At 71.0% G+C, this 25,801-nt stretch carries 21 protein-coding genes; 9 read left to right on the plus strand and 12 right to left on the minus strand.

The annotated features are described in order from the left end of the window. Positions 1-7: 7 nt before the first annotated feature. Positions 8-1,627: an ATP-binding cassette domain-containing protein gene (locus tag AB0383_RS15190; RefSeq protein ID WP_366187556.1), complete on the plus strand. Its 1,620-nt coding sequence runs from the start codon at positions 8-10 to the stop codon at positions 1,625-1,627. Between the two features lie 715 nt (positions 1,628-2,342). On the opposite strand, the gene AB0383_RS15195 is transcribed toward AB0383_RS15190, so the two are convergent. Next, positions 2,343-2,738, minus strand: coding sequence for a hypothetical protein (locus AB0383_RS15195; RefSeq protein ID WP_364175324.1), 396 nt, complete (start codon positions 2,736-2,738; stop codon positions 2,343-2,345). A gap of 254 nt (positions 2,739-2,992) precedes the next feature. On the opposite strand from AB0383_RS15195, the gene AB0383_RS15200 reads away from it, so the two are divergent. Further along, entirely contained in the window at positions 2,993-3,139 is a 147-nt protein-coding gene (locus AB0383_RS15200; protein ID WP_366187559.1) for a hypothetical protein, read from the plus strand. A 180-nt stretch (positions 3,140-3,319) separates the two neighbouring features. Here the strand turns inward: AB0383_RS15200 and AB0383_RS15205 are convergent, their stop codons facing one another. From AB0383_RS15205 to AB0383_RS15235, 7 genes are read right to left on the minus strand one after another with little or no spacing between them, the layout of a single operon-like run. Further along, positions 3,320-4,513 carry an amidase gene (locus AB0383_RS15205; protein ID WP_366187560.1) on the minus strand — a complete coding sequence of 398 codons (1,194 nt, stop codon included), beginning with the start codon at positions 4,511-4,513 and terminating at the stop codon, positions 3,320-3,322. A 2-nt stretch (positions 4,514-4,515) separates the two neighbouring features. Next, positions 4,516-6,330 carry a hydantoinase B/oxoprolinase family protein gene (locus tag AB0383_RS15210; RefSeq protein WP_366187561.1) on the minus strand — a complete coding sequence of 605 codons (1,815 nt, stop codon included), beginning with the start codon at positions 6,328-6,330 and terminating at the stop codon, positions 4,516-4,518. Continuing rightward, a complete protein-coding gene (locus tag AB0383_RS15215) occupies positions 6,327-8,438 on the minus strand; it encodes a hydantoinase/oxoprolinase family protein (RefSeq protein ID WP_366187562.1) in 2,112 nt (703 codons plus the stop codon). Before AB0383_RS15215 ends, AB0383_RS15210 begins: the two co-directional genes overlap by 4 nt. Continuing rightward, the gene (locus AB0383_RS15220; protein ID WP_366187563.1) at positions 8,435-9,280 is read right to left on the minus strand and encodes an aldolase/citrate lyase family protein; all 846 of its coding nucleotides are present in this window, start codon (positions 9,278-9,280) and stop codon (positions 8,435-8,437) included. The genes AB0383_RS15215 and AB0383_RS15220 overlap by 4 nt, the downstream gene beginning before the upstream one ends. Continuing rightward, entirely contained in the window at positions 9,274-10,440 is a 1,167-nt protein-coding gene (locus tag AB0383_RS15225; protein WP_366187564.1) for an acyl-CoA dehydrogenase family protein, read from the minus strand. The genes AB0383_RS15220 and AB0383_RS15225 overlap by 7 nt, the downstream gene beginning before the upstream one ends. Then, the gene (locus tag AB0383_RS15230) at positions 10,425-11,657 is read right to left on the minus strand and encodes a CoA transferase (protein ID WP_364175305.1); all 1,233 of its coding nucleotides are present in this window, start codon (positions 11,655-11,657) and stop codon (positions 10,425-10,427) included. Before AB0383_RS15230 ends, AB0383_RS15225 begins: the two co-directional genes overlap by 16 nt. Then, positions 11,654-12,178: a MaoC family dehydratase gene (locus AB0383_RS15235; protein WP_354872803.1), complete on the minus strand. Its 525-nt coding sequence runs from the start codon at positions 12,176-12,178 to the stop codon at positions 11,654-11,656. The genes AB0383_RS15230 and AB0383_RS15235 overlap by 4 nt, the downstream gene beginning before the upstream one ends. A 170-nt stretch (positions 12,179-12,348) precedes the next feature. Here AB0383_RS15235 and AB0383_RS15240 point away from each other — a divergent pair, with 170 nt between their 5' ends. Continuing rightward, positions 12,349-13,080 (plus strand): FCD domain-containing protein, encoded by a 732-nt coding sequence (locus tag AB0383_RS15240; RefSeq protein ID WP_366187565.1) that lies wholly within the window; start codon positions 12,349-12,351, stop codon positions 13,078-13,080. Positions 13,081-13,132: 52 nt separating this feature from the next. Beyond that, a complete protein-coding gene (locus AB0383_RS15245) occupies positions 13,133-14,524 on the plus strand; it encodes an MmgE/PrpD family protein (protein WP_366187566.1) in 1,392 nt (463 codons plus the stop codon). A gap of 6 nt (positions 14,525-14,530) precedes the next feature. Here AB0383_RS15245 and AB0383_RS15250 read toward each other — a convergent pair whose 3' ends face one another. After that, on the minus strand, positions 14,531-14,776 hold the full coding sequence (locus AB0383_RS15250; protein WP_364175296.1) for a hypothetical protein: 246 nt from the start codon (positions 14,774-14,776) through the stop codon (positions 14,531-14,533). A gap of 77 nt (positions 14,777-14,853) precedes the next feature. Here AB0383_RS15250 and AB0383_RS15255 point away from each other — a divergent pair, with 77 nt between their 5' ends. The 4 genes from AB0383_RS15255 to AB0383_RS15270 all read left to right on the plus strand — a co-directional run bounded on the left by AB0383_RS15255 (position 14,854) and on the right by AB0383_RS15270 (position 19,334). Next, on the plus strand, positions 14,854-15,978 hold the full coding sequence (locus AB0383_RS15255; protein ID WP_366187567.1) for a cysteine desulfurase family protein: 1,125 nt from the start codon (positions 14,854-14,856) through the stop codon (positions 15,976-15,978). Between the two features lie 97 nt (positions 15,979-16,075). Then, positions 16,076-16,741, plus strand: a complete 666-nt coding sequence (locus AB0383_RS15260; protein ID WP_366187568.1) for a nitroreductase — start codon at positions 16,076-16,078, stop codon at positions 16,739-16,741. 125 nt (positions 16,742-16,866) lie between these two features. Continuing rightward, the gene (locus AB0383_RS15265) at positions 16,867-17,913 is read left to right on the plus strand and encodes a M20/M25/M40 family metallo-hydrolase (protein WP_364175287.1); all 1,047 of its coding nucleotides are present in this window, start codon (positions 16,867-16,869) and stop codon (positions 17,911-17,913) included. A 251-nt stretch (positions 17,914-18,164) separates the two neighbouring features. Further along, positions 18,165-19,334, plus strand: a complete 1,170-nt coding sequence (locus AB0383_RS15270; protein ID WP_366187569.1) for a pyridoxal-phosphate dependent enzyme — start codon at positions 18,165-18,167, stop codon at positions 19,332-19,334. Here the strand turns inward: AB0383_RS15270 and AB0383_RS15275 are convergent. Together AB0383_RS15275 and AB0383_RS15280 are read right to left on the minus strand one after the other, a co-directional pair. Beyond that, entirely contained in the window at positions 19,327-22,614 is a 3,288-nt protein-coding gene (locus tag AB0383_RS15275) for an error-prone DNA polymerase (protein ID WP_366187570.1), read from the minus strand. The genes AB0383_RS15270 and AB0383_RS15275 overlap by 8 nt on opposite strands. Then, positions 22,505-23,602, minus strand: a complete 1,098-nt coding sequence (locus AB0383_RS15280; RefSeq protein ID WP_366187571.1) for a DUF3037 domain-containing protein — start codon at positions 23,600-23,602, stop codon at positions 22,505-22,507. Before AB0383_RS15280 ends, AB0383_RS15275 begins: the two co-directional genes overlap by 110 nt. On the opposite strand from AB0383_RS15280, the gene AB0383_RS15285 reads away from it, so the two are divergent. Beyond that, positions 23,601-23,894, plus strand: a complete 294-nt coding sequence (locus AB0383_RS15285) for a putative quinol monooxygenase (protein ID WP_364175276.1) — start codon at positions 23,601-23,603, stop codon at positions 23,892-23,894. The genes AB0383_RS15280 and AB0383_RS15285 overlap by 2 nt on opposite strands. Before the next feature lie 39 nt (positions 23,895-23,933). Here AB0383_RS15285 and AB0383_RS15290 read toward each other — a convergent pair whose 3' ends face one another. After that, entirely contained in the window at positions 23,934-25,475 is a 1,542-nt protein-coding gene (locus tag AB0383_RS15290; protein WP_364175273.1) for a UbiD family decarboxylase, read from the minus strand. Positions 25,476-25,801: the final 326 nt, after the last annotated feature.

A 25,801-nucleotide genomic window follows, 5' to 3' on the forward strand; every position in this document is an offset into this window, starting at 1 on the left:
CGCGTCCATGGGTCACCTGGAGATCGCGCACCTCGACTACTCGCTGCCCGACGGGCGGCCCCTGCTCGGTGATGTGTCGTTCCGGGTCTCCGACGGTGCCGTCGTCGCGCTGGTCGGCCCCAACGGCGCCGGAAAGACGACGCTGCTGTGCCTGCTCTCCGGTGAGCTGAAGCCGCACGGCGGCACGGTGACGGTGTCCGGCGGGCTGGGCGTGATGGGCCAGTTCGTCGGCTCGGTCCGCGACGAGCGCACGGTGCGAGACCTGCTCGTGTCGGTGTCGCCCGAGCGCATCCGCACCGCCGCGGCGGCCGTGGACGCGGCCGAGGAGCGGCTGCTGACCGTCGACGACGAGGCCGCGCAGATGAAGTACGCCCAGGCGTTGAGCGACTGGGCGGAGGTGCGCGGCTACGAGTCGGAGACGACCTGGGACGTGTGCACCACGGCCGCGCTCGGCGTGCCGTACGAGAAGGCGCAGTGGCGGCTCGTGCGCACGTTGAGCGGGGGCGAGCAGAAGCGGCTCGTGCTCGAGGCGCTGCTGCGCGGCCCGGACGAGGTGCTGCTGCTCGACGAGCCCGACAACTACCTCGACGTGCCCGGCAAACGCTGGCTCGAGGCCCGCTTGGCGGAGACGCGCAAGACGGTGCTGTTCGTCTCGCACGACCGGGAGCTGCTCGCGCGGGCGGCGAAGAAGATCGTGAGCGTGGAGCCCGGGCCGGCGGGCAGCGACGCGTGGGTGCACGGCGGCGGGTTCGCGACCTACCACGAGGCGCGCGACGATCGCTTCGCCCGCTACGAAGAGCTGAAGCGGCGCTGGGCCGAGAAGTACGCGCAGCTCAAGAAGCTCGTGCTCGACATGCTGCAGTACGCCGCCCGCAGCGACGAGATGGCGTCCCGCTACAAGGCCGCGAAGACGCGCCTGCGCAAGTTCGAGGAGGCCGGCCCGCCTCCGGAGCCACCACGTCGGCAGGACATCCGCATGCGGCTGCGCGGGGGACGTACCGGCCTGCGCGCCGTGACGTGCGAAAATCTGGAGCTCACGGGCCTGATGAAGCCGTTCTCGCTGGAGATCTTTTTCGGCGAACGCGTGGCCGTGCTGGGTTCCAACGGGTCCGGCAAGTCACACTTCCTGCGCCTGCTCGCGGGCGGCGACGTCGCGCACACGGGCCTGTGGAAGACCGGCGCCCGCGTGGTGCCCGGCCACTTCGCCCAGACGCACGCCCACCCGGAGCTCACCGGCCGCACCCTGGTCGACATCCTGTGGACCACCCACGCCAAGGACCGCGGCGGCGCCATGGCGGTGCTGCGGCGCTACGAGCTCGAACGCCAGGGTGACCAGCCGTTCGACCGCCTGTCGGGCGGCCAGCAGGCCCGCTTCCAGATCCTGCTCCTGGAACTCGGCGGCGCCACCGCCCTGCTCCTGGACGAGCCGACGGACAACCTCGACCTCGAATCGGCCGAAGCCCTGCAGGCGGGCTTGGAGGCCTACGAAGGCACCGTCCTCGCGGTCACCCACGACCGCTGGTTCGCGCGCAGCTTCGACCGCTACCTGGTCTTCGGCTCCGACGGCGTGGTGCGCGAAACCGCGGAACCGGTGTGGGACGAACGGCGGGTGGAGCGGGCCCGCTGATCAGCGCGGCGGCGACACTGGCCCAGCGCTGAGGCTGAGCGGCCGACGCGGCAGCGGCCCGCGGCGCGCCGAACCGCGGAGAGAAGTCAGCCACGCGAGTCACGAGACCCGAGTCAGCGGGCCCGGCACGACAGCCAGCTCGCCGGACCCGACGAACGGCCGGTCGAGCGGGCCCGCTGATCAGAGCGGCGGCGACACTGGTCCGGCGCTGAGGCTGAGCGGCCGACGCGGCAGCGGCCCGGGCGCGCCGAACCGCGGGGAGAAGTCAGCCACGCGAGTCACGAGACCGAGTCGGCGGGCGCGGCCCGGCAGCCGGCTCGCCGGACCCGACGAACGGCGGGTGGAGCGGGCCCGCTGATCAGCGCGGCAAGGACGGCGCCGGTCCGGCGAGGAGGCCAAGCGGCCGACGCGGCAGCGGCCCGCGGCGCGCCGAACCGCGGGACGAAGTCAGCCACGCGAGTCACGAGACCGAATCGGCGGGCCCGGCCCGACAGCCAGCTCGCCGGACCCGGCGAACGGCGGGTGGAGCGGGCCCGCTGATCAGCGCGGCAAGGACGGCGCGGGTCCGGCGCCGAGGCTATCAGGCCACGCGACCCGTGGAACCCGCCCCGCCGAACCGCGGGGCGAACGCGACCGCCGGCGGAGGCGGAGCCAGTTGCGCGGTTTACGAGACCGAGGCCCTTCAGCCGGCTCGCCGGACGAACACGCCTGCTGATCAGCGCGGCAACGGCAGAGCCAGCTCCGCGCGCGTCACCGAGATCGAGCCCAGGGTGTGGGACCACCAGGTCGACGCGAGTTCCTCCAGGAGGAAGCGGCCTTCGACGCGTTCCGGGGACATCGCGGTGACGCGGGGTTCGTCGGGCTCGTCGCGTTCGACGTCGATGCGCAGGCGGGGCGGGTGGGCGGCCAGGCCGAGGCGCAGGGCGCGGAAGGAGGCGCCGTCGCGGGTGGCGTCGGTGACGAGCTCGTCCATGAGCTGCACGGCGTCGCCGACCACGGGGGCGGGCACGTGGGCCAGCATGGCCCTCAGCGTGACCCGTGCGGCCTCCGCGGTGTCCGGGCCGTTGAACACGGCCGTGGCGGCGCCGGGCGGCCGCGAATCCTCCGTCATGGTGGTGGCCCCTCCCCTGTCGGGCGATGATCGAGCGCAGTGCAGGTACCCAGAGCCTGCAGGGTTCAACCGTCCGAGTTAAGACGCGGCCATATGCTGGAACGGACGACCGGAGGTGAGCAGGTGCCCGACAAGCCACGAAGCACCTGGTCAGCCGCGGAAAAGGCCGCTTACCGGGAGTTCGTGCGCACCCACCACCCCGACGCGGGTGGCGACGCGGAGGCGTTCAGGGAGGGCTGGCGCGGTTCCACCAGGTGGACAAAGCGCTGGGCAAACCGCTGGACAAACCAGCCAGGCAGGCCGAGTCCGTGATCTTCGTCGTGCGCAGGCGCGGACTGACGCGGGTGCTCGCCGCGCTCGCCGCCCACCGCAGGCACAAGCGGCGGACTCGCGTGCGCTGAATCGAACCGCGCGGACGCAGGAGGCGCGGCCCCGCCGGCTGTAACACTCAACCGGCGAGACCTAGGGCCTCGGCAGCCGGGCCCTGCCGCCGATGCCATGGAAAGCGGATAGACACGATTACCACCCCGTAAACATCGGGTCCGCGAAAAGTCCACCACCGGCCACAGTGGACGCCTGCGTCACCGCAGCGGGCCGCGCGCCCCCTCGAAGGCCGCGGCCGCTCCCAGCAGCACGTCTTCCCGCCACGGCGCCGCGCTCAGCTGCACGCCGACCGGCATGCCCGACGTCGGATGCAGCCCGCCCGGCATGCTCAGCGACGGTCCGCCGTACGCCGACCACGCGTAGGTGAACCGGGCGATCTCCCGCGTCGACGCCGCGAGGTCCACGCCCTCGCGCAGCGGCACGTCCACGGGGATCGTCGGGGTCAGGACCACGTCGACCTCGGTGAACACCGCGTCCACCCGCGCGCGGAACCCGGTGAGCCACTCCCGCGCCGCCGCCGTCCGCGTCGGAGGCACCTCGAGCCCGAGCAGGAGCCGCCGCCGGACGTCAGGGTCGATGCTGTCGGGCGCGTCCCGCAGCCGAGCCGCGTGCACGGCCGCGGCCTCCGGGTACATCACGTCGAGCATCCGCGCCTGCGCCTGCGCTGCCGACGGCACCTCCACCGACACCACCTGCGCGCCGAGCCCGCGGAACACCTCGACGGCCGCCCGCACCACCGCCGCCACGCCGGGATCGACGCCGACGGCGAAGAACCCGCCCGCCACGCCGATCCGCGGCAGGACACCCGACCCGAGCAGCGCGTCGACCGGCCCCGAGCCCCCTCGGTCGAGCGCCGCCAGCACCGCCGCGGCCGTGCGGACGTCGCGCGCCATCGGCGTCACCGTGTCGAACGACGGGCTCACCGGCAGCACGCCGCGGTTGGAGACCCGGCCGAGCGTCGGCCGCACGCCCACGACCCCGTTCACCGACGCGGGGATCCGGCCCGAACCGCCGGTGTCGGTGCCCAGCGACACGTCCGACAGCCCCGCCGCGACGGCCACGGCCGAACCGCTGCTGGACCCGCCGGCGATGCGCGCCGGGTCCCACGCGTTGAGGCAGTCGCCGAACGCGGCGTTGCGGCCGGTCGCACCCATCGCGAACTCCGCCAGGTTGTTCTTGCCCACCAAGGCGTACCCGGCTTCGCGCAGCGACCGCACGACGTCGGCGTCGGCCTCGGCCGGGCCGGTGGCGAAGGACGCGGAGCCGGCGGTGGTCGGCACGCCCGCGACGTCGATGTTGTCCTTCACCGTCGCGGTCGTGCCGCCGGCCGGGCCCGGGAGCACGGTGATGAGGGCGCGCAGCCGCCGCCCGAGCTCGAGCCGGGTCTCCACCGTCAGCCTCCCGTCCGCTGCCCACGCACGCGGGCCGTCGCCTCCTCGTCCAGCGCCAGTGTGCGCGCGTCGAGCACCACGCCGTAGTGCTCGCGGGCGTCGGCGGCCGAGAGGTAGTCGTCGAGCACGTCCTCGCGCACGTCCCGCGCGTCCCGCTCGAACGGGTCGCCGTAGCCGCCGCCGGAGGGCAGCTTGATCTCCAACGTGTCGCCCGCGGCGCACTTCTCCTGCGTCACCTTGGAGTACAGCAGCTCCTCACGCTCGGTGCCCGCGTTGCGCACGAACGACCCCGCCACGCCGTCGTGCCCGCCCGCCAGACCCCGCGGCGGGTCGGTGCGGTTGTCCGCCTCCGAGCCGATGAACGTGTCGGTGAGCATCTTCCACTTGCGGATGCTGCCGATGCCCCCGCGGTAGCGGCCGGGCGCGGGCGGCTCGTCGCGCAGCTCGTAACGCTCGGCGAGCATCGCGTGGTTGAGCTCGAGCTCCTCGATGGGGTTGTTGCGGGTGTTGGCCATCAGCGCGTCGACGCAGTCGAGGCCGTCCTTGCCGTTGCGCGCACCGTAGGAGCCCTCGTTGATCTCGATGTAGACCCAGTACGACTGCCCGTCCGCAGCCAGGCCCGAGTACGCGATCGCGCACAGCGCCGCCGACGAACCCGCGACGGCCCGGTCCGGCAGCACGTCGGCCAGCGCCAGGTTGATCGAGTCGAAGATCCGGTTGATCTGCGAGAACCGCGCGAAGCACGACGCCGGGAAGTCCGGGTTGAACAGCGTGCCTTCCGGCGCGTACGCCTTGGCGGGGCGGAAACAGCCGTCGTTCTGCGGCACGAACTCCTCGGTGAGCGCCTCGTCGAGCAGCAGCGTGCGCACGGCGGAGGCGACGGTCGGCAGCACCGAACCCTCGAACGGCACGTTGAACGCGGTCGGCACCTGCTCGTGGGAGCCGGTGAGGTCGACGACGATGTCGCTGCCCTCGACCTTCACCGTTACCGCGACCTTGAGCGGGACGTCGCGGTTCTTGCCGTCGTCGTCCAAAAAGGACAGCGGAGCCTCGTAGCTGCCGTCCGGGATCTCCTGGATCCGGCGGCGCAGCATGTCCTCGGAGTAGTCCATCCACTTGTCGGCCGCGGACATCACCACGTCGAGGCCGTAGCGCTCCAGCAGGTCGACGAACCGCCGTTCGCCCAGCCGCGCGCACGCGATGAGCGCCTCGAGGTCACCGGCGTTCTGCTCCGGGGTGCGCACGTTGTCGAGGATGTGCTGGATGAGGGCTTCGTTGCACACGCCGCCGTCGTAGATCTTCACGGCGTCCATGAGCTTGCCCTCGGCCCAGACGTCGACCACGTCCATGCACAGGCCGGGGAAGTTGCCGCCGATGTCGGACACGTGCCCGGTGCAACCGGCGAAGCCGATGTGCTTGCCGCCGAAGAAGATCGGGATCATGATCCCGTAGTCCGGCGAGTGCGCCGCGCCGTGGTACGGGTGGTTGTGCAGCACCACGTCACCGGGCCGGTAGGTGCCGGCGAGCTTGCGGTTGATCCCGCGGATGTAGGCGGGGATCGAGCCGCAGTGCATCGGTGTGGAGTCCGATTCGCACAGCTCGCGCCCATTGGCGTCGAAGATGCCGGCGCCGAGGTCCTCCGATTCGCGGATGAGGCTGGAGTACGCCATCCGGTAGAGGATCTGGGCCATCTCCTTGGCGATGGAGTTGAGCGCGCCGCCGATCACGCGCAGGGTGATCGGGTCGACGTCGACGGTCGTGAAGTCGCCGGGGGCGACTCCGGCGAGCGAAACGCCGGCGGGGTCCAGAGCGGTCACCGCTGGCCTCCTTCGATGGCTCGGCCGGGCTGGGCCACGGCGGTGTCGATGACGAGGTGGCCCACGCGGTCGACGGTGGCGCGCTGACCGGGGCCGATGATGGTCGTGGAGTCGAACTGTTCGACGATCGCGGGACCTTCGAGCACGTTGCCGGCTTTGAGCAGCGCGCGGTTGTAGATCTTGGTGGGAAACGGTGTGGCCTCCCCGGTGCCGGACCAGAACACCGCGTCGGTGGTGGTCTTCACGGCGGCCGACGGGTCGGTGCCACCCGCCTCGACGTCGGCCAGCGGCACGTGCCCGACCTTGCCCACCGCGGTCACGCGCACGTTCACCAGGTGGACAGGTTTGTCGTCGAACCGCTGCAGATATGTTCGTTCGTGAACATCGTGGAACGCGGCCGCCGCCCTGGCCACCCAATCCGCGTCGATCTCGCCGGACGGCGCGGGCACGCGCAGCTCGTAACCCTGGCCGATGTAGCGGCAGTCGAGGCTGCGCTCGATCACCACGTCCTCGGGCGCGAGGCCGTCGGCGCCGAGCTGCTCCACGGCGTGCGCGGTGAGCCGGTCGAACTCGGCGGTGATGCGCTCCAGATCCGGGTCGGCCGAGGAGGTCCACACCGTCGCCGGGGTCTCGCTGCGGATGTCGGTGGCCAGCAGGCCCATCGCCGACGCGATGCCGGGGTGGTGCGGCACGATCACGCGTGGGATGCCGAGTTGCTCGGCGATGTGCCAGGCGTACAGCGGTCCGGCGCCGCCCTCGGCGACGAGTGAGAAGTCGCGCGGGTCGTAGCCCTTGCGCACCGAGTGCAGGCTGATCGCCTCGGTCATCGCGTGGGCCGCGATCTGGAAGATGCCGATGGCGGCGTGGCTCACGGACGTGCCGAGCTTCTCGGCGATGTGCTCGTCGATCGCCTTCACCGCGAGCTGCGGCTCGACCTCCATGGTGCCGGACAGGAAGCTGTCCGCGCGCAGCCAGCCGAGCGCGACCATGGCATCGGTGCTAGTGGGCTCGGTGCCGCCGCGGCCGTAACACGCGGGGCCGGGTGTCGCGCCGGCGCTGCGCGGGCCGACGCGGAACATGCCACCCTCGTCGATGAACGCGATGGAGCCGCCGCCCGCGCCGATGGTGTCGACCTCGGCCATCGGGACCATGGCGTGGTAATCGCCGATCCGCGTGTCGAGCAGATGTTTCATGCGCAGCTTGCCGTCGGGGGCCACGCCGATGTCGGCCGAGGTGCCGCCGACGTCGAGCGTGATCACGCTCGGGAAGCCGGACGCCTCGCCGATCGCGCAGCCGCCGAGCAGCCCGGCGACGACACCGCTGGTGAGCAGCAGCACCGGGTTGTCCACGGCACCGCGCGCGGTGATCAGGCCGCCGGCCGACGTCATCAGGCCGACCTCGCCGCGCACGCCGGCCGCGCGGGTCGTGTTGGCCAGGTTGTCGACGTAGCGCGAGACCTTGGGGCCGACGAACGCGTTGAGCGCGGTGGTGGAGAAGCGCTCGTACTCGCGGTACTGCGGCGCGACCTCGCTGGAGAGCGAGATGAACACGTCGGGGTACTCCTGCTCGATGATCCGCTTCACCGCCTGCTCGTGGGCGGGGTTGCGGTAGGAGTGCAGGAAGCACACGGCGATCGCCTGCACGCCGTTGTCGCGCAACACACGGACCTGCTCGCGCACGGCGTCCTCGTCGAGCGGCACGAGGACCGCGCCGGAGGAGTCGACGCGCTCGGGTACCACGCGGCGGTTGCGGCGGCGGACGAGCTGCCACTTCTGCCACGGCAGATCCTGGTAGGACGAGTAGTTCAGCGGCCGCTTCTTGCGGGCGATGTGCAGGATGTCGCGGAAGCCCTCGGTGGTGATGAGGCCGACGTCCGCGCCGTTGTGCTCCAGCACGATGTTGGTGGCGACGGTGGTGCCGTGCAGGAACTGGTCCAGATCCGACACCGCGATGCCGAGGCGCTCGCTCAGCTGCCGGACACCGTCCATGGTGGCCAGTGCCGGATCGTGCGGGGTGGACGGGACCTTGTGCACCGCGACGGCGCCGTCCTCGTCCCAGTACATCAGGTCGGTGAACGTGCCACCGACGTCGACTCCGATGCGTTTCACTGCTGGTCCTCCTTGATCAGCTGATCGACGGCTGCTTCGGCCAGGGCGAGCACGCGGCGGGCGCGGCGGACGACGGCCGCATCGACCATCCGTCCCGCGACCACGGCGACCCCGGTGTTCTCGGTGTTTTCCAGAGCACGCAGGACTTCCTGCGCGTGCGTGACTTCCTCGGTGGTGGGGATGAGGACTTGGTGGGTGACGGCGACCTGGGCGGGGTGGACGCACAAGCGGCCGAAGAACCCGGCGCGCTGCTGCGCCAGAGTGTCGGCGCGGAACCCGGCGGGGTCGTCGAGTTCCGCGCTGACGGCGGCGGGTGGTGGGGCGAGGCCGGCCGCCGCGGAGGCCACCACGACCTGGGCCCGCGCCCAGGCGAGCGGTCCGGTGTTCTCGGCGAGTGTCGGCGCGGCGGTGCCGAGCTCCGCTGCGAGGTCGTACTCGCCCAGCCCGAGCCGGGTCACGGCCGGGTGGCGGGCGAGGGCGGGCAGCTCTTGCAGTCCGTTCGCCGTCTCCACCAGGGCGAAGACGGCGGCTTCGGTGCGGGCGGTGACTTCGGCGACGCCCGCGAGCTCGGCTTTCGGCAGGACGACACCGGCGATGCCCAGCGTGGTGACGGCGTCGAGGTCGGCTTCGAGGTGCCGGTCGTTGTTGATCCGCACCCACGTCCGCGGTGCGAGGTCCGGCCGTTCCCGCAGCCACGCGGCGACCGCCTTCCGGGCGACGGCTTTCGCTTGCGGCGCAACGGCGTCCTCCAGGTCGGCGACCACCACGTCGGCCACCGCGGCCGCCTTCGTGAGACGGTCGGGGCGATCGCCGGGGCAGAAGAGCCCGCTGCGGGTCACCATCCGACCCGGCCCTTCCCCGCGATGAGCGACTTCGCGATGACGGTGCGCATCACGTCGCTGGTGCCCTCGCCGATCGTCATGAGGATCGAGTCGCGGTAGAGGCGTTCGATTTCGAACTCCGTGGAGTAGGAATAACCACCGTGCACGCGCATGGAGTCCTGCGCGGCCTGCAGGGCGACCTCCGAAGCGAACAGTTTGGCCATGCCCGTCTGCAGGTCGGAGCGTTGGCCGCGGTCCAAAGAAGACGCCGACCAGTAGGTGAGCAGCCGTGCGGCCTGCAGCTGCGTCGCCATCTCGGCGAGGCGGATCTGCGTGGCCTGGAACTCGGCGATCGGCTTGCCGAACGCCTTGCGCTGCGAGGAGTACGCGAGGGCCTCGTCGTAGGCGCGCTGGGCGATGCCGAGGCTGCGGCCGGCGATGTTGAGGCGGCCGACCTCCAGCGCCGAGAGCACCTGCTGCAACCCGCGTCCTTCCACGCCGCCGAGCAGGTTCGCCGCCGGCACCCGGACCTCGTCGAGCACGACCTCACACGATTCGGTGCCCTTGTAGCCGAGCTTGGGGATGTCGCGCGTGACCTGGAAACCCGGTGAGTCCGCGTCGACGAGCAGCATGCTCATGCCCTTGTGCGCCGGTGTCGTCGTGCGGTCGGTTTTCACCAACACAGGCAACGGGTCGGCGTGGCGGGCGTTGGTGATCCACATCTTGGTGCCGCTGACCACGTAGCTGTCGCCGTCGCGGGTCGCGGTGGTGCGGATGCCCTGCAGGTCGGTGCCGGCGTCGGGCTCGGTGAGCGCGATGCCGGTGCGGCGTTGCCCCGTGGCGAGTTCGGGCAGGTAGCGCTGCTTCTGCTCGGCGGTGCCGTGGTGGGCGAGCATCCAGCACGCGAGTGAGTGGCTGCCCAGGATGCCCGCGATGCCCATCCAGCCGCGCGAGATCTCCTCGAACATCAGGGTGAACGAGACGAAGTCGGCCTCGCCGCCGCCGTACTCGTCGGGGATCATCAGCCCGAACAGGCCGAGGTCGGCCATCTTCGCCACGATCTCGGCCGGGTAGCGGCCTTCGTGTTCCCAGTCGCGGGCGACGGGCACGATCTCCGCGTCGACGAAGTCGCGCAGGATCGCGCGGAACTGCTCCTGGTCGGGGCTCAGCGTGAAATCCACGGCGCGCTCCTGTCCGTTCCAAAAGCACCCCGGTCGGCGAGCGCCTGGTAGTCCGCTTCGGACGTGCCGAGCAGCTCGCCGAGGACCGCGGCGGTGTGTTCGCCCAGCAACGGGGCGCGGTGGTGGTCTTGTCGCGGTTCCCCGACCCGCACCGGCGAGGCGACCTGCTGTACGGAACCGAACCTGGGATGTTCGGTTGTCACCAAAAGACCCCGGGCCGCGGTGTGTTCTTCCACCAACGCCTGCGGGATGGTGTTGATCGGCGCACACGGCACGCCGGCGGGTTCGAGCACGGACAGCCACTCGGCCGTCGTCCGCGTGAGGAGCTCCTTTTCCAGGTGCCCCAGGCATTCTGCCGAGTTCGCGTAGCGGCCCGCGGGAGTCGAGAACCGTTCGTCGGCGGCCCAGACCGGGGAGCCGATGGCCGTCACCAGGCGGTCCCAGAACTTCTGCTTCGCACAGCCGATGACGACCCACGAGTCGGCCGTCTCGAAGTTCTGGAACGGCACCAGGCTCGGGTGCGCGGAGTGGTGCGCGCGCCCGGGTTCGAAGCCGCGGTTGAGGTGCCAGGTCGCGAGGTAGGTGAGCATGCCGACCGCGGTGTCGTAGAGGCTCACGTCGCAGTCGGTGCCGACACCGTCGCGGCGGGCCGCGTGGACGGCCGTGACCATCGAGAGCGCGGCGACGATGCCGCCGGTGTAGTCCACCATGGACAGTCCCGATTTGGTGGGCGGGCCGTCCGGCTCACCCGTCACGGACATCCAGCCGGCGAGGCCCTGCAGCAGGTAGTCGTACCCGGGCTGGGCGCTGCGCGGACCGGTCATGCCGTAGCCCGAGAGTGAGCAGCACACGATCTTCGGGTTGAGGTGCTTGAGGTCCTCGTAGCGGATGCGCATCTTGGCCGGCACGTCGCCGCGCAGGTTGGAGTACACGGCGTCGCTGACCTTCACGAGCTCCTCGAAGACCTCGCGGCCCGCGGGGTCGGTGAGGTCGAGGACCACGGACCGCTTGTTGCGGTTGAAGGCCTCGAAGAAGAGCGAATCACCGTCCTCGGCGTAGGGCGGGGTGTGGCGACCGACGTCGCCGCCGGTGCCGGGGTCCTCGATCTTCACGATCTCGGCGCCGAGGTCGGCCAGGTGCACGGAGCCGAACGGGCCCGCGCCGTACTGCTCCACGGCGAGCACCCGGACGTCGGCCAGGGGCAGGGAGCGGGTCATGCGCGGTCCCCCAGCGTCAGCGGGCCGGTCTTCGCGGCGGGGAACGAGTCGATGGCACCCGCCTCGGACCGCTTGTACACCAGCACAGTGCGGTCGAACGACAGGCATTCGTCGCCGTCGCCGTTGAGGCCGCGGGTGTGCACGGACACGAGCCCTGCGTACGGTTTCGAGGCCGACTCGCGCTTCGCGGTGCAGATCGACTCGCCATAGAGCGTGTCGCCGATGAAGACCGGGTGCGTCAGCCGCACGTCCGTCATCGCGAGGTTCGCGATCGCCCGCTGGCTGATGTCGGAGACGCTCTGGCCCAGCAGCATCGCGATCGTGAGCCCCGAGTTGACCAGGATCCGGCCGAACGGCGTGCGCTCGGCGTAGTGCGCGTCGAAGTGCGCGGGGTGGGTGTTCATGGTGAGCAAGGTGAACCACGTGTTGTCCGCTTCGCTGATCGTGCGACCCAGCGGGTGGCGGTAGACGTCGCCCACGGCGAAGTCCTCGTAGTAGCGCCCTTGCCGGCCGTCGTGCACCGTCAAAACGGCACCTCCGGGGAGTCGGCGGGTGGGAATCTGCGCTGAAGTATGCGCATCGGACCTGCGGTTGGCAATACCTCAGACATTTAAATCGCGCAGCTGGTGCCGCACTCGTTCCCGATGTCCTACGCTTCGGGGACCAAGCTTTTCGAACCGAGGGGAAACCGATGAGCGAGACCGCCGGCACGCAGGCCGGCCTGCGGGTGCGCCGGGTTCAGGCCGCGTACCGCCAGGTGGCCGACCAGCTCAAGGACCAGATCCTCACCGGGGAGCTGACCGCCGGCACCCGGCTGCCCAACGAGGCCGACCTGGCCCGGCTGTTCGGGGTCAGTCGCAGCACCGTGCGCGAGGCCCTGCGGCTGCTCGCGAGCCAGAACCTGGTGGACACCACGCGCGGCGCGACCGGCGGGACGTTCGTGTCGAGCCCGGACGCGCTGAGCGTCGCCGAGAACCTGGGCGGCGCGCTGGGGCTGCTGGTGAACGCGCAGGGCATGAGCGTGGAGAACCTGCTCGAGGCACGGCTGATCCTCGAGCCGCTGGCCGCGCGGCTGGCGGCTTCGCGAGCCGATGCCGCAGGACTGGAGGCATTGGCGGGGGCAACGGCGAGCACGTCGGCGCTGGCCCCGTCGAGCGGGTTCGTCGTGCACTGGGACTTCCACACGACGCTGGTCGCCATCACCGGCAACCCGCTGCTGCACCTGATGTGCCGCCCGATCAACGACGTGCTGCGCGGCCGGCTGCACCGCGACCGCGTCCCGCGCGACGTGTGGGACCAGGTCGACGCCGACCACGTCGACATCCACCGCGCCGTGGCCGACGGCGACGCCGACGCGGCCGAGCGGCTCACGCGCGAGCACCTGCACAGCCTGCGGCCGTTGTACGAAAAGATGGAAGACTAAACGTCCGACATATGCCTTGCGGCTTTTGATCGAGCCCTGCACACTGCTGGGCATGCACCCGACCACCACGCTCGCCGGCCGGCTCGGGGAGTTCGCCGCCGGCGTCCGGTTCGAAGACCTGCCCACTGCCGTCGTCGAGCAGGCGCGCCACCTCGCGCTCGACGCGGTGGGGCTCGCGTTCTGCGCGGCGGACGAGCCGTTCGCGCGTCGCGCCCGCGAGGCCTTCGCCCTGCTCGGCTCCGGTGACCAGCCCGTACTCGCCGTCGGCGACCGCCTGCCGGCGCGCGACGCCGCGATGCTGGGCGGGATCCTCGTGCACGGCCACGACTTCGACGACACGCACATCGGCTCGATCGTGCACGTGTCCGCGTCGGCGTTGCCCGCTTCGCTGGCCGCCGCGATCGCGGCCGGGCGGACGACGCGGGAACTGCTGGTGGCCTACGTGCTGGCGATCGAGGTGAGCGCCCGCGTCGGGCTGGCGGCGCACGGCGGCTTCCACGACGCAGGCTTCCACCCGACCGGCGTCGCCGGCGCGTTCGGCTCCGCGGTGGCCGCGGCGAAACTCGGCGGCCTCGACGCCGCCGGGATCGCGGGCGCGCAGGAGATCGTGGGCTCGATGGCGTCGGGGATCCTGGAGTTCCTGGAGGACGGCGCGTGGACGAAACGCCTCCACCCGGGCTGGGCCGCCGCTTCGGGCCTGACGGCGGCGGCGTTCGCCCGAGCGGGCTGGCCGGGGCCGGGCCGGGTCTACGAGGGCCGGTACGGGCTCTATGCCACCCACCTGGGTGGTCGCTCCTGGGACCCCGACGCGCTGACCGCCGACCTCGGCTCCCGCTGGGAACTGCTCACGACGGGTGTGAAGCCGTACCCGAGCTGCCACTTCAGCCACGGCTTCGCCGACGCATTGCTGACCCTGCGCGCGGACGAGGGTTTCACGGCCGACGACGTCGAACACATCCGCTGCCTCATCCACCCCACCGCCGCGGCGGCCGTCTTCGAGCCCGCGGAACGCAAACGCCGCCCACGCGACCTGTACGACGCGAAGTTCAGCGTGCCGTACATCGCGGGCGCCTGCCTGACCCGCGGCCGTCTCACCTTGGCGGAGTTCACGGAGGACTCGCTCGCCGACCCCGCCATCCACGCGGTCGCCGACCGGGTGGACTTCGCGGATGACCCGGAATCGCGGTTTCCGGAGGCCTATTCGGCCGCGGTGGAGGTAACACTGCGGGACGGCCGCCGGTTGTTCCGGCGCGAGCAGGTGAACCGCGGTCATGCCGAGCGGCCACTGTCCGTCGAGGACATCTCGGCCAAGTACGCGGCGAACATGGCCCTGGTCACCGACGACGCCACTGCCGCGCGGGTTCGCTCCGCCGTTTTGACACTGGGCGCCGACGACACGACCCCGGCACTGGAGTTCGGGGAGGCTTGCTCGCGGGCGGAGTGAGAGCGGTCAGCTTTGCCCGGCGCCGGGCCGTGGCTTCTGGATCGGGTGCGGCGTGACCCGCAGGTCTTCCGCCGACCACTCCGCCGCGCGGCCCAGCTCGACGGCCGCGGCCATCACCTTCTCCGGGTCGAGGCGCATGGAGCCGTCGGCTTCCGGCCCGTCCCGCAGGACCGCCTCACTGACCGGCACCGACACGTAGGCCTCCTCGACCGTCGTGCGCTGCAACCGGACCGAAATCGAGTACGTCGCCATCGGAATCCCCCTTCGCCGCGGCCCAACCTACCGGGACTACCGGGGCTAGGCTCCTCCTTTGATCCGTGGAGGACTCGGTGAATCAGCCCGCGCCGGTGTACCTGGACTACAACGCGACCACGCCCGTCGACCCGCGGGTCGTGGAGGCAGCGCTGCCGTTCTGGGCCGAGTGGTTCGGCAATCCCTCCAGCGACCACGCCTACGCCACCGTGCCGCGGCGGGCGCTGGAGGAGGCGCGCGAGCAGGTGGCGGAGTTCGCCGGGGCGCAGGCGGACGAGGTGGTGTTCACCGCGTCGGGGTCCGAGGCGAACCTGCTGGCGTTGCGAGGCGCGGTGGCCGGCTCGGACGCGCACCTGGTCGTCCAGGCGACCGAACACCCGTCCGTACTGGAGACGGCGCGCGCGATGGCGCGGCTGCACGGCACGCGTGTCACCGTGTTGCCGGTCGACCACAAAGGACTCGTCGAACTGGTCTCCCTCGAAGCCGCTGTGCGCATTCCCTCGGCCAAGATCGTGGTGTCGATCATGGCGGCCAATAACGAGACCGGTGCCCTGCAACCGATCCCCGAGCTCGCGGCGATCGCGCACGAGCACGGCGCCCTCGTGCACTGCGACGCGGCGCAGGCGTGCGCGAAGATCCCGGTCGACGTGTCGCGACTGGGGGTCGACCTGCTCACGATCGTCGGGCACAAGATGTATGCGCCGCGCGGGGCAGCGGCACTGTACGTGCGCCGCGGCGTCGAGCTGGAACCCGTCGTCTACGGCGGGGGTCAGGAGCGTGGTCTGCGAGCCGGCACCGAGAACGTCGCCCTCGCAGTGGCGCTCGGCACCGCCGCGCAGCTGGCGGCCGACGTCACGGCGGAAGGCGCCCGTCTGGCCGGCCTGCGGGATTCGCTCCACGACCGACTGGCCGCCGCGTTGCCCGGTCGCGTGCACGTGAACGGTCCCGCGCGGCGGCTTCCGAACACGCTCAACGTGAGCATCGACGGCGTCCGGGGGCACGAGCTGCTGGCCGCCTGCCCGGAGCTCGCCGCGTCAACCGGGTCGGCCTGCCACAGCGGGGTCCACTCCCCTTCGCCCGTACTCACCGCGATGGGCGTCGCGCCGGAGCGCGCGCTCTCGGCGATCCGGCTTTCCCTGGGCCGCCTCACTGGACCGAGTGACGTCGACGTCGCAGTGAAGGCGCTCGTCCGCGCCGCGTAATCGTGTAAGCGTCCGCACACGGTCAGAGACTGCCTCCGATATAGTGTTGAATGATACTATCTCACTAGACACCAATCGGGGACCGGGAGGGAGGCCCATGGACGTCTACGAGGCAGTCACGAGCCGGCGGGCCGTGCGCGGGTTCACCGACGAGCCGGTCGCGCCGGAGGTGCTTCGGCGGGTGCTGGCGGCGGCCGCGGCTGCGCCGTCCGGGTCGAACCTGCAGCCGTGGCACGTGTACGTGGTGACGGGGGCGCCGCTGGCGGAGCTGAAGAAGCGCGCCGGCGAGCGGATCGCGGGCGGGGACGCGTGGGACGAGGCCCAGTACGAGCAGTACCCGGCCACGCTGAAGTCGCCGTATGCCGACCGTCGCGCCGCGTTCGGCAAGCAGCGCTACGGCGCGCTCGGCATCTCCCGCGAGGACGTCGAGGCGAGCCAGCGCGCCGCCGCGGCGAACTGGGACTGCTTCGGCGCCCCGGCCGCCCTGTTCTGTTACCTCGACCCCACCATGGGGCGGCCCCAGTGGTCCGATGCCGGGATGTATCTGCAGACCGTCATGCTGCTGCTGCGCGCCGAAGGCTTGCACAGCTGCCCGCAGATGGCGTGGGCGAAGTTCCCCAAGACCGTGGCCGAGATCGTGTCGCCGCCGGAGGACCTCATCCTGTTCTGCGGGATGTCCATAGGCCACGAAGACACGTCGCTTGACCTCGGCCGCACGGGGCGGGCGCCGCTCGAGGAGACGGTGACGTTCGTCGAAGGCTGACGCGCCGCGACAATCTCACCTTCGCCGTGCGGTGCCCCGGCCGCGCGGGTTCGCGACGATGGAGCTCGGAAGAGGCACGTCCTGAAGACAGGCTCGGGGTGCGAGCCGGACGAGGAGCGACGGTGATGCGGTCACTGAAACGAGCCCGGCACCGTAGAAGACTTACCCTCGCACTGATCGCGGGTGTCGTGGCCGCCGGCTGTTCCTCCCCCGCCCAGGCGCCGCCGGAACCGGACGTCTCGGCAGTGGACGGCCCGGTGGCTCAGCAGCTGAAGAGCTCGGTCACCGATGCCGGAGCCGTCGTCCATCTCGCGGCGTTGCAAAAGATCGCCGATGAGAACGGGGGCAACCGGGCTTCGCCGGGGCCCGGTTACGACGCGAGCGTCGACTACGTCGCCGGCACCCTCCGCGCCTCCGGTTACGACGTCAGCACGCCGACCTACGAGGCGTCCGGGCGGCGCGGTCGCGAGGGGACCACGGTGCGGAACGTCGTCACGCAGACCCGCACCGGCGACCCGGGCCACGTGGTGGTGATCGGGGCGCACCTGGATTCGGTGGAGGACGGCCCGGGCATCGTCGACAACGGCTCCGGCGTCGCGACGCTGCTGGAGATCGCGAGCCGCCTGGGGCCCTCGGCGCCGCTGCGCAACGCGGTCCGGTTCGCGTTCTTCGGCTCTGAAGAGAGTGGTTCCCAAGGTTCGAAAGCCTACGTTCGAGGCCTTTCCGCCGACGATCGCGACAAGATCGTGCTGTACCTGAACGTGGACATGGTGGCCTCGCCCAACGGAGGCTACTTCGCCCAGGGCGGGGTGGGCGACGACGAGTCCGCCACCGGCCCGCCCGGCTCGGCCACCGTCGCCGCCGCCCTCGCCGGCCAACTGGCGAAGACGGGGGTGCGGCCGGAGATCATCGAGTTCGTCGGCGACGACGAATCGCCGTTCATCGAGGCCGGCATTCCTTCCGGCGGCGCGGAAAACGGCGACCACAAGGAAAAATCCGAGGCACAGGCCCAGTCCTGGGGCGGGGCGGCCGACGAACGGTACGACCCCTGCTACCACCAGGCCTGCGACCGTCTCGACAACGTCAACCGCGTGGTCCTGAGCCACTACCTCGCCGCCCTTGCCGGGACGGTCGCCCACTTCGCGACCACGGACGCGTCACTCCTCCGGTAGGTTCGCGCCGAGTCACGCCGCTGGTGTCGAGGCGGCACGTGTAGAGGCGGCGGAGGAGTTTGTGCTGTCTCATGGGGCGGACCACGGCACCGGCAGGCGCGTCCAGGAGGAGCAGCCGGGGCAAGAGCGCGACGCCCAGACCGGACGCGACGAGGTTGAGTGCGCCGAGATGGTCGGCCGCGGCAGTGAAGGAGCCGAGCCGTACGACGGCCTCGAGGGTCCGCAGATGACGCGGGTCGAAGGTCCAGCCCATGGACTTCAGTGCAGCTAATGGATCGAGCAGAAACGATCGTTTGCTCTTATGTTGCAGGTGCCCGACGCTGGACTGCATGGACTTCACGTACCTCGACTCTGCCATCAGCAAGCTGCCCCGGCGTCGGATCGGGTTCTATCCGACGCCGTTCCACGCCCTGCCGAACCTGTCGGCGGCGTACGGGGTCAACCTGTTCATGAAGCGCGAGGATCTGGCGGGCCCCAGTGCGATCAGCGGGAGCAAGATGCGGCTGGCCGAGTTCGTCCTGGGCCGGGCCGTCGATGCCGGGGTGACGCATCTGATCACCCAGGGCGCATACCTGACCAACTCGGGTCTGCAGTTCGCGGCGGCGTGCCTGAACGCACGGATCACGCCGATCCTGTTCCTGACCCGCAATGTTCCCCGGCACGGGCAGCTGGCCGAGTCTCGCGGCAACTACCTGCTCAACCAGACGATGGGCGTCGAGACGCACGTCATCAACCTCACCGGCGACGTCTGGAACGACCCCGAACCGGCCGCGCGCGTCGCCGACGCGATCGAGGGCCGCAAGACCGAACTCGAGGCCCAGGGCCACAAGGTCTTTATCGTCGGTCCCGGCGGTACCCACCCCGACGCGTTCGTCGCGCACGCCGTGACGTTCCGGGAGCTGCTCGAACAGTCCGACGCCGCGGGCGTCCAACTCGACTTCGTCTACCACACGATCGGCACCGGAACCGCACTACCGGGACTGCTCGCGGCCAAGCTGGCCATGCGGCATCCGGTGAGGTTCCGCTCGATCTCGATCCTGCCGTACGACGACGGCGACCGGATGAACCCCGGCGTCATCGTCGAGCGGACCAAAGCGGTCCTGGCCACGCTGGGTGCGCCGGTGCCCGACGACGCGACCATCCGCGCCGAGATCGACGTCGACCAGCGGTTCATCGGCGAGGACTACGCCGTCCCCTCCCCGGAAAGCACGGCCGCCATCCGCGAACTGGCACGGGCCGAAGGCATCTTCGTCGGCCCTGTCTACACCGGCAAAGGCCTGGCGGGGCTGCTCGATCACGCCCGCACCGGCCGGATCCCCGCCGGCAGCAACGTGGCCTTCCTGCACACCGGCGACACCGGCAACCTGTTCGAGATCCCCCAGGTCGTCGGCCATATCGCCGAGGCGAAGAGCCTCACCTGAAGTCCCTGGACTTCAAGGCCAGGCCCGTCAAGTCCAGGGCCGCCAGGTGGTCCGCCACCACCGAGACCGTGCCCTGGCCCACCTGGGCGATGCCGCGCACCAGGATCACCGAGTGGTTCTGCAGCAGGCGGCGGTTGCGGCGCCATACGCCGACGGACACGATGACGTTGATCATGCCCGTTTCGTCCTCCAGGTTGAGGAACGTGATGCCCCCGGCGGTGGCGGGGCGTTGTTTGTGGGTGACGGCGCCGCCGACGCGGATGCGGGTGCCGTCGGGGACCGACAGGAGTGAGGCGGCCGGAAGGGCGCCCAGGGTGTCGAGGTGGGTGCGCAGGAACGAGACGGGGTGGCGGTCCGGCGTGATGCCCGTGGCCCACAGGTCGGCGGTGGCCAGTTCGAACGTCGTCATGCCGGGCAGCGGGGGCGCGTGGTGGCCGAGTGAGAGGCCGGGCAGGTGGTCGGGCCGTGTGGCGGAGGCGGGGCCGGCGGCCCACAGCGCCGAGCGGCGGTCGCCGAAAACGCCTGCCGTGGCGAGGGATTCGACGACCGGGCGGGCGAGCTGGACGCGTTCGGCGAGGTCGCCGATCGAAGTGAACGGGCCGCCGGCGTCGCGCTCGGCGACGATGCGGTCGGCGACGTCCTGGCCCACCGAGCGGATGCCGGCGAGCCCCAGGCGGATCGCGACGCCGCCGGTACTGTCCGAACAGGACTCCAGCGTCGCGTGCGGCTGGGAGAGATTGAGGTCCGGCGAGTGCGTGACGACGCCGTGGTGGCGCGCGTCGGCGACGAGCGACTGCGGACTGTAGAAACCCATGGGCTGCGCGCGCAGCAGACCGGCGCAGAAGGCGGCCGGGTAGTAGCGCTTGAACCACGCCGACGCGTACACGAGCAGCGCGAACGACATCGAGTGCGCCTCGGGGAAACCGTAGCCGGAAAAGGCGTGGATCTGCTCGAAGATCCGGGCGGCGAGGTCGACCGGCAGGCCGTTGGCCGCGGTGCCCTCGAAAAAGCGACCCGCCAGCCGCCGCATCTTCTCGCTGGAGCGCTTGGCGCCCATGGCCCGGCGCAGCTGGTCGGCCTCGGCCGCGGTGAACGACGCGACGTCGCGCGCCATCTGCATCACCTGTTCCTGGAACAGGGGCACGCCCAGGGTCCGCTCCAAAGCCGGCGCCAGCAGCGGATGCGCGTGCGACCACTCCTCCTCGCCCCGCCGGCGCCGGATGTAGGGGTGCACCGAACCGCCCTGGATGGGCCCCGGCCGGATGAGCGCGACCTCCACCACGAGGTCGTAGAACCTGCGCGGCCGCAGGCGAGGTAGGGTGCCGAGCTGCGCGCGGGACTCCACCTGGAACACCCCGACCGCGTCGGCCTCGCACAGCATGTCGTACACGGCCGGGTCGGCGAGGTCGAGGTCGTGCAGTCCGATGTGGACGTCGTGGTGCTCGGCGACGAGGTCGATCATGTAGTGCAGCGCAGACAGCATGCCCAGGCCCAGCAGGTCGAACTTCGTGAGCCCGATCGCGGCGCAGTCGTCCTTGTCCCACTGCAGCACGCTGCGGTCGGCCGCCGTCGCCCACTCCACCGGCACGATCTCCGACACCGGTGTCTTCGCGATCACCATGCCACCCGAATGCACGCCCAGGTGCCGTGGCGTGTCCTCCAGCCAGGCGGCGCACTCCAGCACGTCGTCGGGGATCTCGTGGCCCTGCTCCCCCGGCGTCGAGCCGCTGGCCACGGACGACCAACGGTCCACCCGCTTGCCGAACGCGTCCTGCTGGCCAGTGGAGTACCCGAGCGCCTTGGCGGCGTCGCGGATGGCGGAACGCGAACGATAAGTGATGACATTCGCAACCTGCGCCGCGTGAAAACGACCATGTTTGGCGTAGACATACTGGATCACCTCCTCGCGCCGGTCGGACTCGATGTCGACGTCGATGTCCGGCGGGCCGTCGCGTTCGGGGGCGAGAAAACGTTCGAACAACAACCCCCACTTCACGGGGTCGGCGTGGCTGATTCGCAACGCGAAGCACACCGCGGAGTTCGCGGCCGAACCCCGGCCCTGCGCGAGGATGTTCGTTTCCCGACAGAACCTGACAATGTCCCACACCACGAGGAAGTAGCCGGGGAACCCGAGCTGCCGGATCACCGCGAGCTCGTGGTCGAGCTGGGCGTAGGCCTTGGGGTTGTCCGCGCGGCCGCCGTAGCGCGCGGCGGCGCCCTCGAACGTCAGGTGGCGCAGGTAGTCGTCCTCGTCGGCGAACCCCTTGGGCACGGCGAACGGCGGCAGTTTCGGAGCCACCAAAGCGAGGTCGAACGCGCACTCCACCCCCAGCAGCGCGGCCCGCTGCACCGCGCCCGGGTACCGCGCGAAGCGGCCGGCTTGTTCCGCGCCGCTGCGAAGGAACGCCGTGCCGTCGGGGGGTAGCCAGCCCTCCAGCTCGTCGACGGACCGCCGCGCCCGGATCGCCGCGACGGCCGCGGCGTGGCGGGCTTGCTCAGGCCGCGCGTAGTGGACGTTGTTCGACGCCACCGTCGGCAGCCGCAGCTCCCGCGCCAGCTCGGCGAGGCGATCGTTGTGCACGGCATCGAGCGGCAAGCCTTCCTCCAGCAGCTCGACGGCCACGTTCTCCCGGCCGAACCGCTCGGCCAGCGTCCGCAGCGCCGCGGCCGCCCCGGCGTCGTCGCCCCGCGCGAGCGCGCTGCGGACCGCGCCCTTGCGGCAACCGCTGAGCACGAGGACGTGGCCGCGCAGCTCGTCGGCCACGTCATCGAGCGCGAGCACCGGGCGGCCCTTCTCCCCCGCCAGCTGCCCACGCGAGATGACCGAGCACAGGTGCCCGTACCCCTTGATGTCGCGTGCGATCACCTGCAGGTGCGTCCCGACGGGGTCGGCCACGCCACCCTGCGGCGCCGGCAGCCCGAGCGACAGCTCCGCGCCGTAGCCCGTGCGCACCCCGATCTCGCGCGCGGCCTCGGCGAACCGGACGGCGCCGTACATCCCGTCGCGGTCGGTGAGCACCAGCGCGTCGAGCCCCAGCCGCACGGCTTCCTCGACGAGCGCCTCCGGTGAGGCGACGCCGTCGAGGAACGAGAAGTACGAATGCAGGTGCAGCTCCGCGTACGGCACCCGCCGCCCGTCGGCTTCCACGTCCGCCCACGGCCGCAACCGCTCAGGCGCCCGGTACCCCTCCCGCTTGCGCGACCACGCCGGCGAGTCCCCGCCGTCGCCCCGCACGGGCGCCCGCCCCGCCGCGATCCGCTCCAGCTCCGACCACCGCATGAGGGGGTTGTTGAAGCCGCCTCGCCGGTGTTGCTGATCCTGCTGGTCCACCGCACTGCCCTCGCTCGCGTGAAACCGCCGCGGGGAGACAGCGTGTCCGGACCCGAACCCAGGATGGGAACAGGTGTTCGATTAGCACCATACCTCGACGCTGCGGCGGGACCAGTACCCCGGGTCCGGTGCCAGGTTCGTGGTGCCGGATTTCCTGACCGTGCTCGAAGCCGCGTCGTGGGAGCGAAGCGCCTCGCGTGCCAGTCGGCGGTTCGAGGCTTCCAAGAGGACCGCGCGCTGCTGCCCGGTGAGCGAAGCCCGCGCTGACGACCGTGCTGCGGGGCGCAGTGAGCCAGCGGAAGTGGCGTCCCTCGTCGGGGGCGTCGGCGCAGCCGGCCGCGATGGCGGTGAGTAGGGCGCGCACGGTGTCCGCGTCGGCAGTGGGGTCGTGTGCGCGCAGGCGCTGCGAGCCGAGGTCGACGGCGGTGGCCGGAACTCGCGAAACGGCGAGATGCAGCGCGTGAGCCGCACCCGCTCGCGACGGCGTCGCCGGCATCAGCGCCAGTACGCGCCCGAACCCGGGCGTGAGCCCGACGGTCCGCTCCCGGCCGCGGATCACTTCCCGCAGGCGCGCGAGCACTGCGCGGGCGGCGGACCGGCCGACGGCGCGCTCGGCGACGATGCCGGCCAGCCGCTTCGGCGACGCGTCGCCGGGCGGCAGCACCAGGTCTTCCTTGGTGCGGAAGTAGTTGTAGACGGTGCCTTCCGAGACGTCCGCCGCCTCGGCCACCTCGGCGATCGTCACCTCGCCGAAGCCGCGCTCGACGAACAGCCCGATCGCGACGTCGGAGACCAGCCGCGCGGTCTGCTGCTTCTTGCGCTCATAATCGAGGACGCGAGGCAGGCCACAGAACCGGGTCGCCCGGCCCGCACCTCGACTACAGTCCGCCCCGGAACTGAAGCCATCACTACACCAGACCGCGAGGAGACCGAGCATGCCCCAGCTCCAGGTGATCGCCCGCTACATCGTGTCCGCCGGCAAGGAGGACGAGGTCGCCGCGCTGGTGCCGCAGCTGGCGAAGGCGGCGCGGACCGAGCCGGGCAACCTGGCGTTCGACGTCTACCGCTCGTTCGACGACCCGCGATCGGTGGTCCTGCTGGAGCGCTACGTCTCGCGGGAGGCGTTCGCCGAGCACCGCGAGACGGAGCACTTCAAGCGGCTCGTCCTCGGCGGCATCGTGCCGCTGCTGGACGACCGGGCCGTGGAGCTCTTCGACGTCGCCGAGTAAGTCCACAGTGGACCACTAAGGCCCACTGTGGACACAGCTTCACTCCTCGGTCGAGGCGTAGCGACCCTGCACCGCTTCTGCCGCCCGGTGCCGGTCGGCGTCGGACCATTCGCCGAGCTCGTAACCGTGCCACGGTTCGGCCAGTGACAGCTCCGGCAGGCCGAGCTCCTGCCACAGGTCCTGCGCTCGGTCCATGAACTCCTTGGCCGGCAACGAGGTCGGCGGGTACGGGCGCTTGCGCGTGGCGTCGATGAGCAGCGCCGAGGACAGGCTGCCGTCCTCGGCGGCCGACGGGTCGAGGCGCGGCAGCTTGCCCGGCAGGATCGTGACGTCGCGCGCGGGCTGCATGCGGAAGCTCATCGCCCAAACCACGGCGCTGAGATCCTCGGGGTCGACGTCGTCGTCCACGGCGATGATCGTCTTGCCCATCGACGCCTCGTACCCGGACGCGGCGTACAGCGCTTGGCGCGCCTGGCCGGGCGTCGGGTTCTTCAGCTGGATCACGAAGAACATGTTGCACGTGCCGCTCTCGTGCGTGACGAAGCGCTGCACCGCGTTGATGTTGCACGCCTGCTTGAGGAACCGCAGGTACACGTTCTCGAACGCGATCTTGCGCATCAACGTCGACTCGCTGGGCGGGAACTCGCTGATGAACGCCTGCACCACCGGCGCCGTGCGGTGGGTGATGCAGCGGACGCGGAACACCGGCGACGTCGTCTGCGGGCCCATGTAGCCGCTCGCCTCGCCGAAGGGACCCTCCGGCTCCAGGTGCTCCGGGTCGATCTCGCCCTCCAGCACGATCTCCGCGTGCGCGGGCACCTCGAGGTCCACGGTCTCGCAGCGCACCACCTCGAGCGGGCGGCCCATCAGGCCGCCGGCCACGGCGTACTCGCTGACGCCGAACGGGATCTTCTGCGCGCCGGCGAACCCGACCGCGGGCACCGCCCCGAGCACGATCGCGGCCTCGAGCTTCTTGCCGAGGCGCCGCGCCTTGGCGAGGTGGATCGCGATGTGCTGCGTGGGCGTGTCCATCTGCAGCCCGATGCGGTCCGGGCCCTTCACCATGCCGCGGTAGATGCCGACGTTGTACGTGCCGTCCTCCGGGTCCTTCGTGATCCAGTACGGCGCGGTGAGGAACGGCGCCGGGTCGAAGCCGGGCGTCGAGATCGGGTGCGGGAACCCGTCGACGCCGCCGGCGTCCAGGAGGGACTGTCCCGTGAGGACGTTCTCCTTGCACGGTCCGGTCTCGACCACCACCGGCTCGACGGGGTTCGCGAGCGCCGCGGCCCAGCGCCCGGCCACCTCGTCGGGCTTCGCAGCCAGCGCCGTGGTGTACACCGCGCGCGAGGACGCGAACGCCCCCATCACCACGGTGCCGTCGTAACGCCGCCCGGACCCGTCGGTCACGTTCTCGAAGAGGAACGCCTTGCGCTCGGCCTCCGGCAGTCCGCGGAACTGCAGGCGCACCAACGGAACCAGCTCGGTGTCCTTGTCGACGGGCCGGCTCACGCGCACCAGCAGCCCGCGGCGGTCCAGCTCGGCCAGGTACTCCCGGAGGTCACCGTAGGGGTAGTCGTTCACGGCTGTCGGTTCCTCTTTCGTCGACGGGAAGAACTCACGGACTCCTTGTTACAGAGGCCGTTAACAAACGCGTGCCGCACCACGAAACCGCACGGGCCCGGACACGGCACGATCACGATTCTCCTTGCCAGCAAGGGTCTCCGGCCCGGTCCGAGTCCACATCATCCTGACCGCCCTCGCGGTCCGGCGTTGACACAGCACCGGGCGCGACCTATCGTCTCCCGCATCATTTATGGCTGTCAAGTCAGGTACTAAAGTTAAATAAATCCCATCAACCCGCGGCGCCCGTCCCCCGCCCGCACTCGTCGACGAGTGTCGTGGTGCTG

It is taken from the genome of Amycolatopsis sp. NPDC051373 (genome assembly GCF_040689465.1).
Classification (GTDB): Bacteria; Actinomycetota; Actinomycetes; order Mycobacteriales; family Pseudonocardiaceae; genus Amycolatopsis.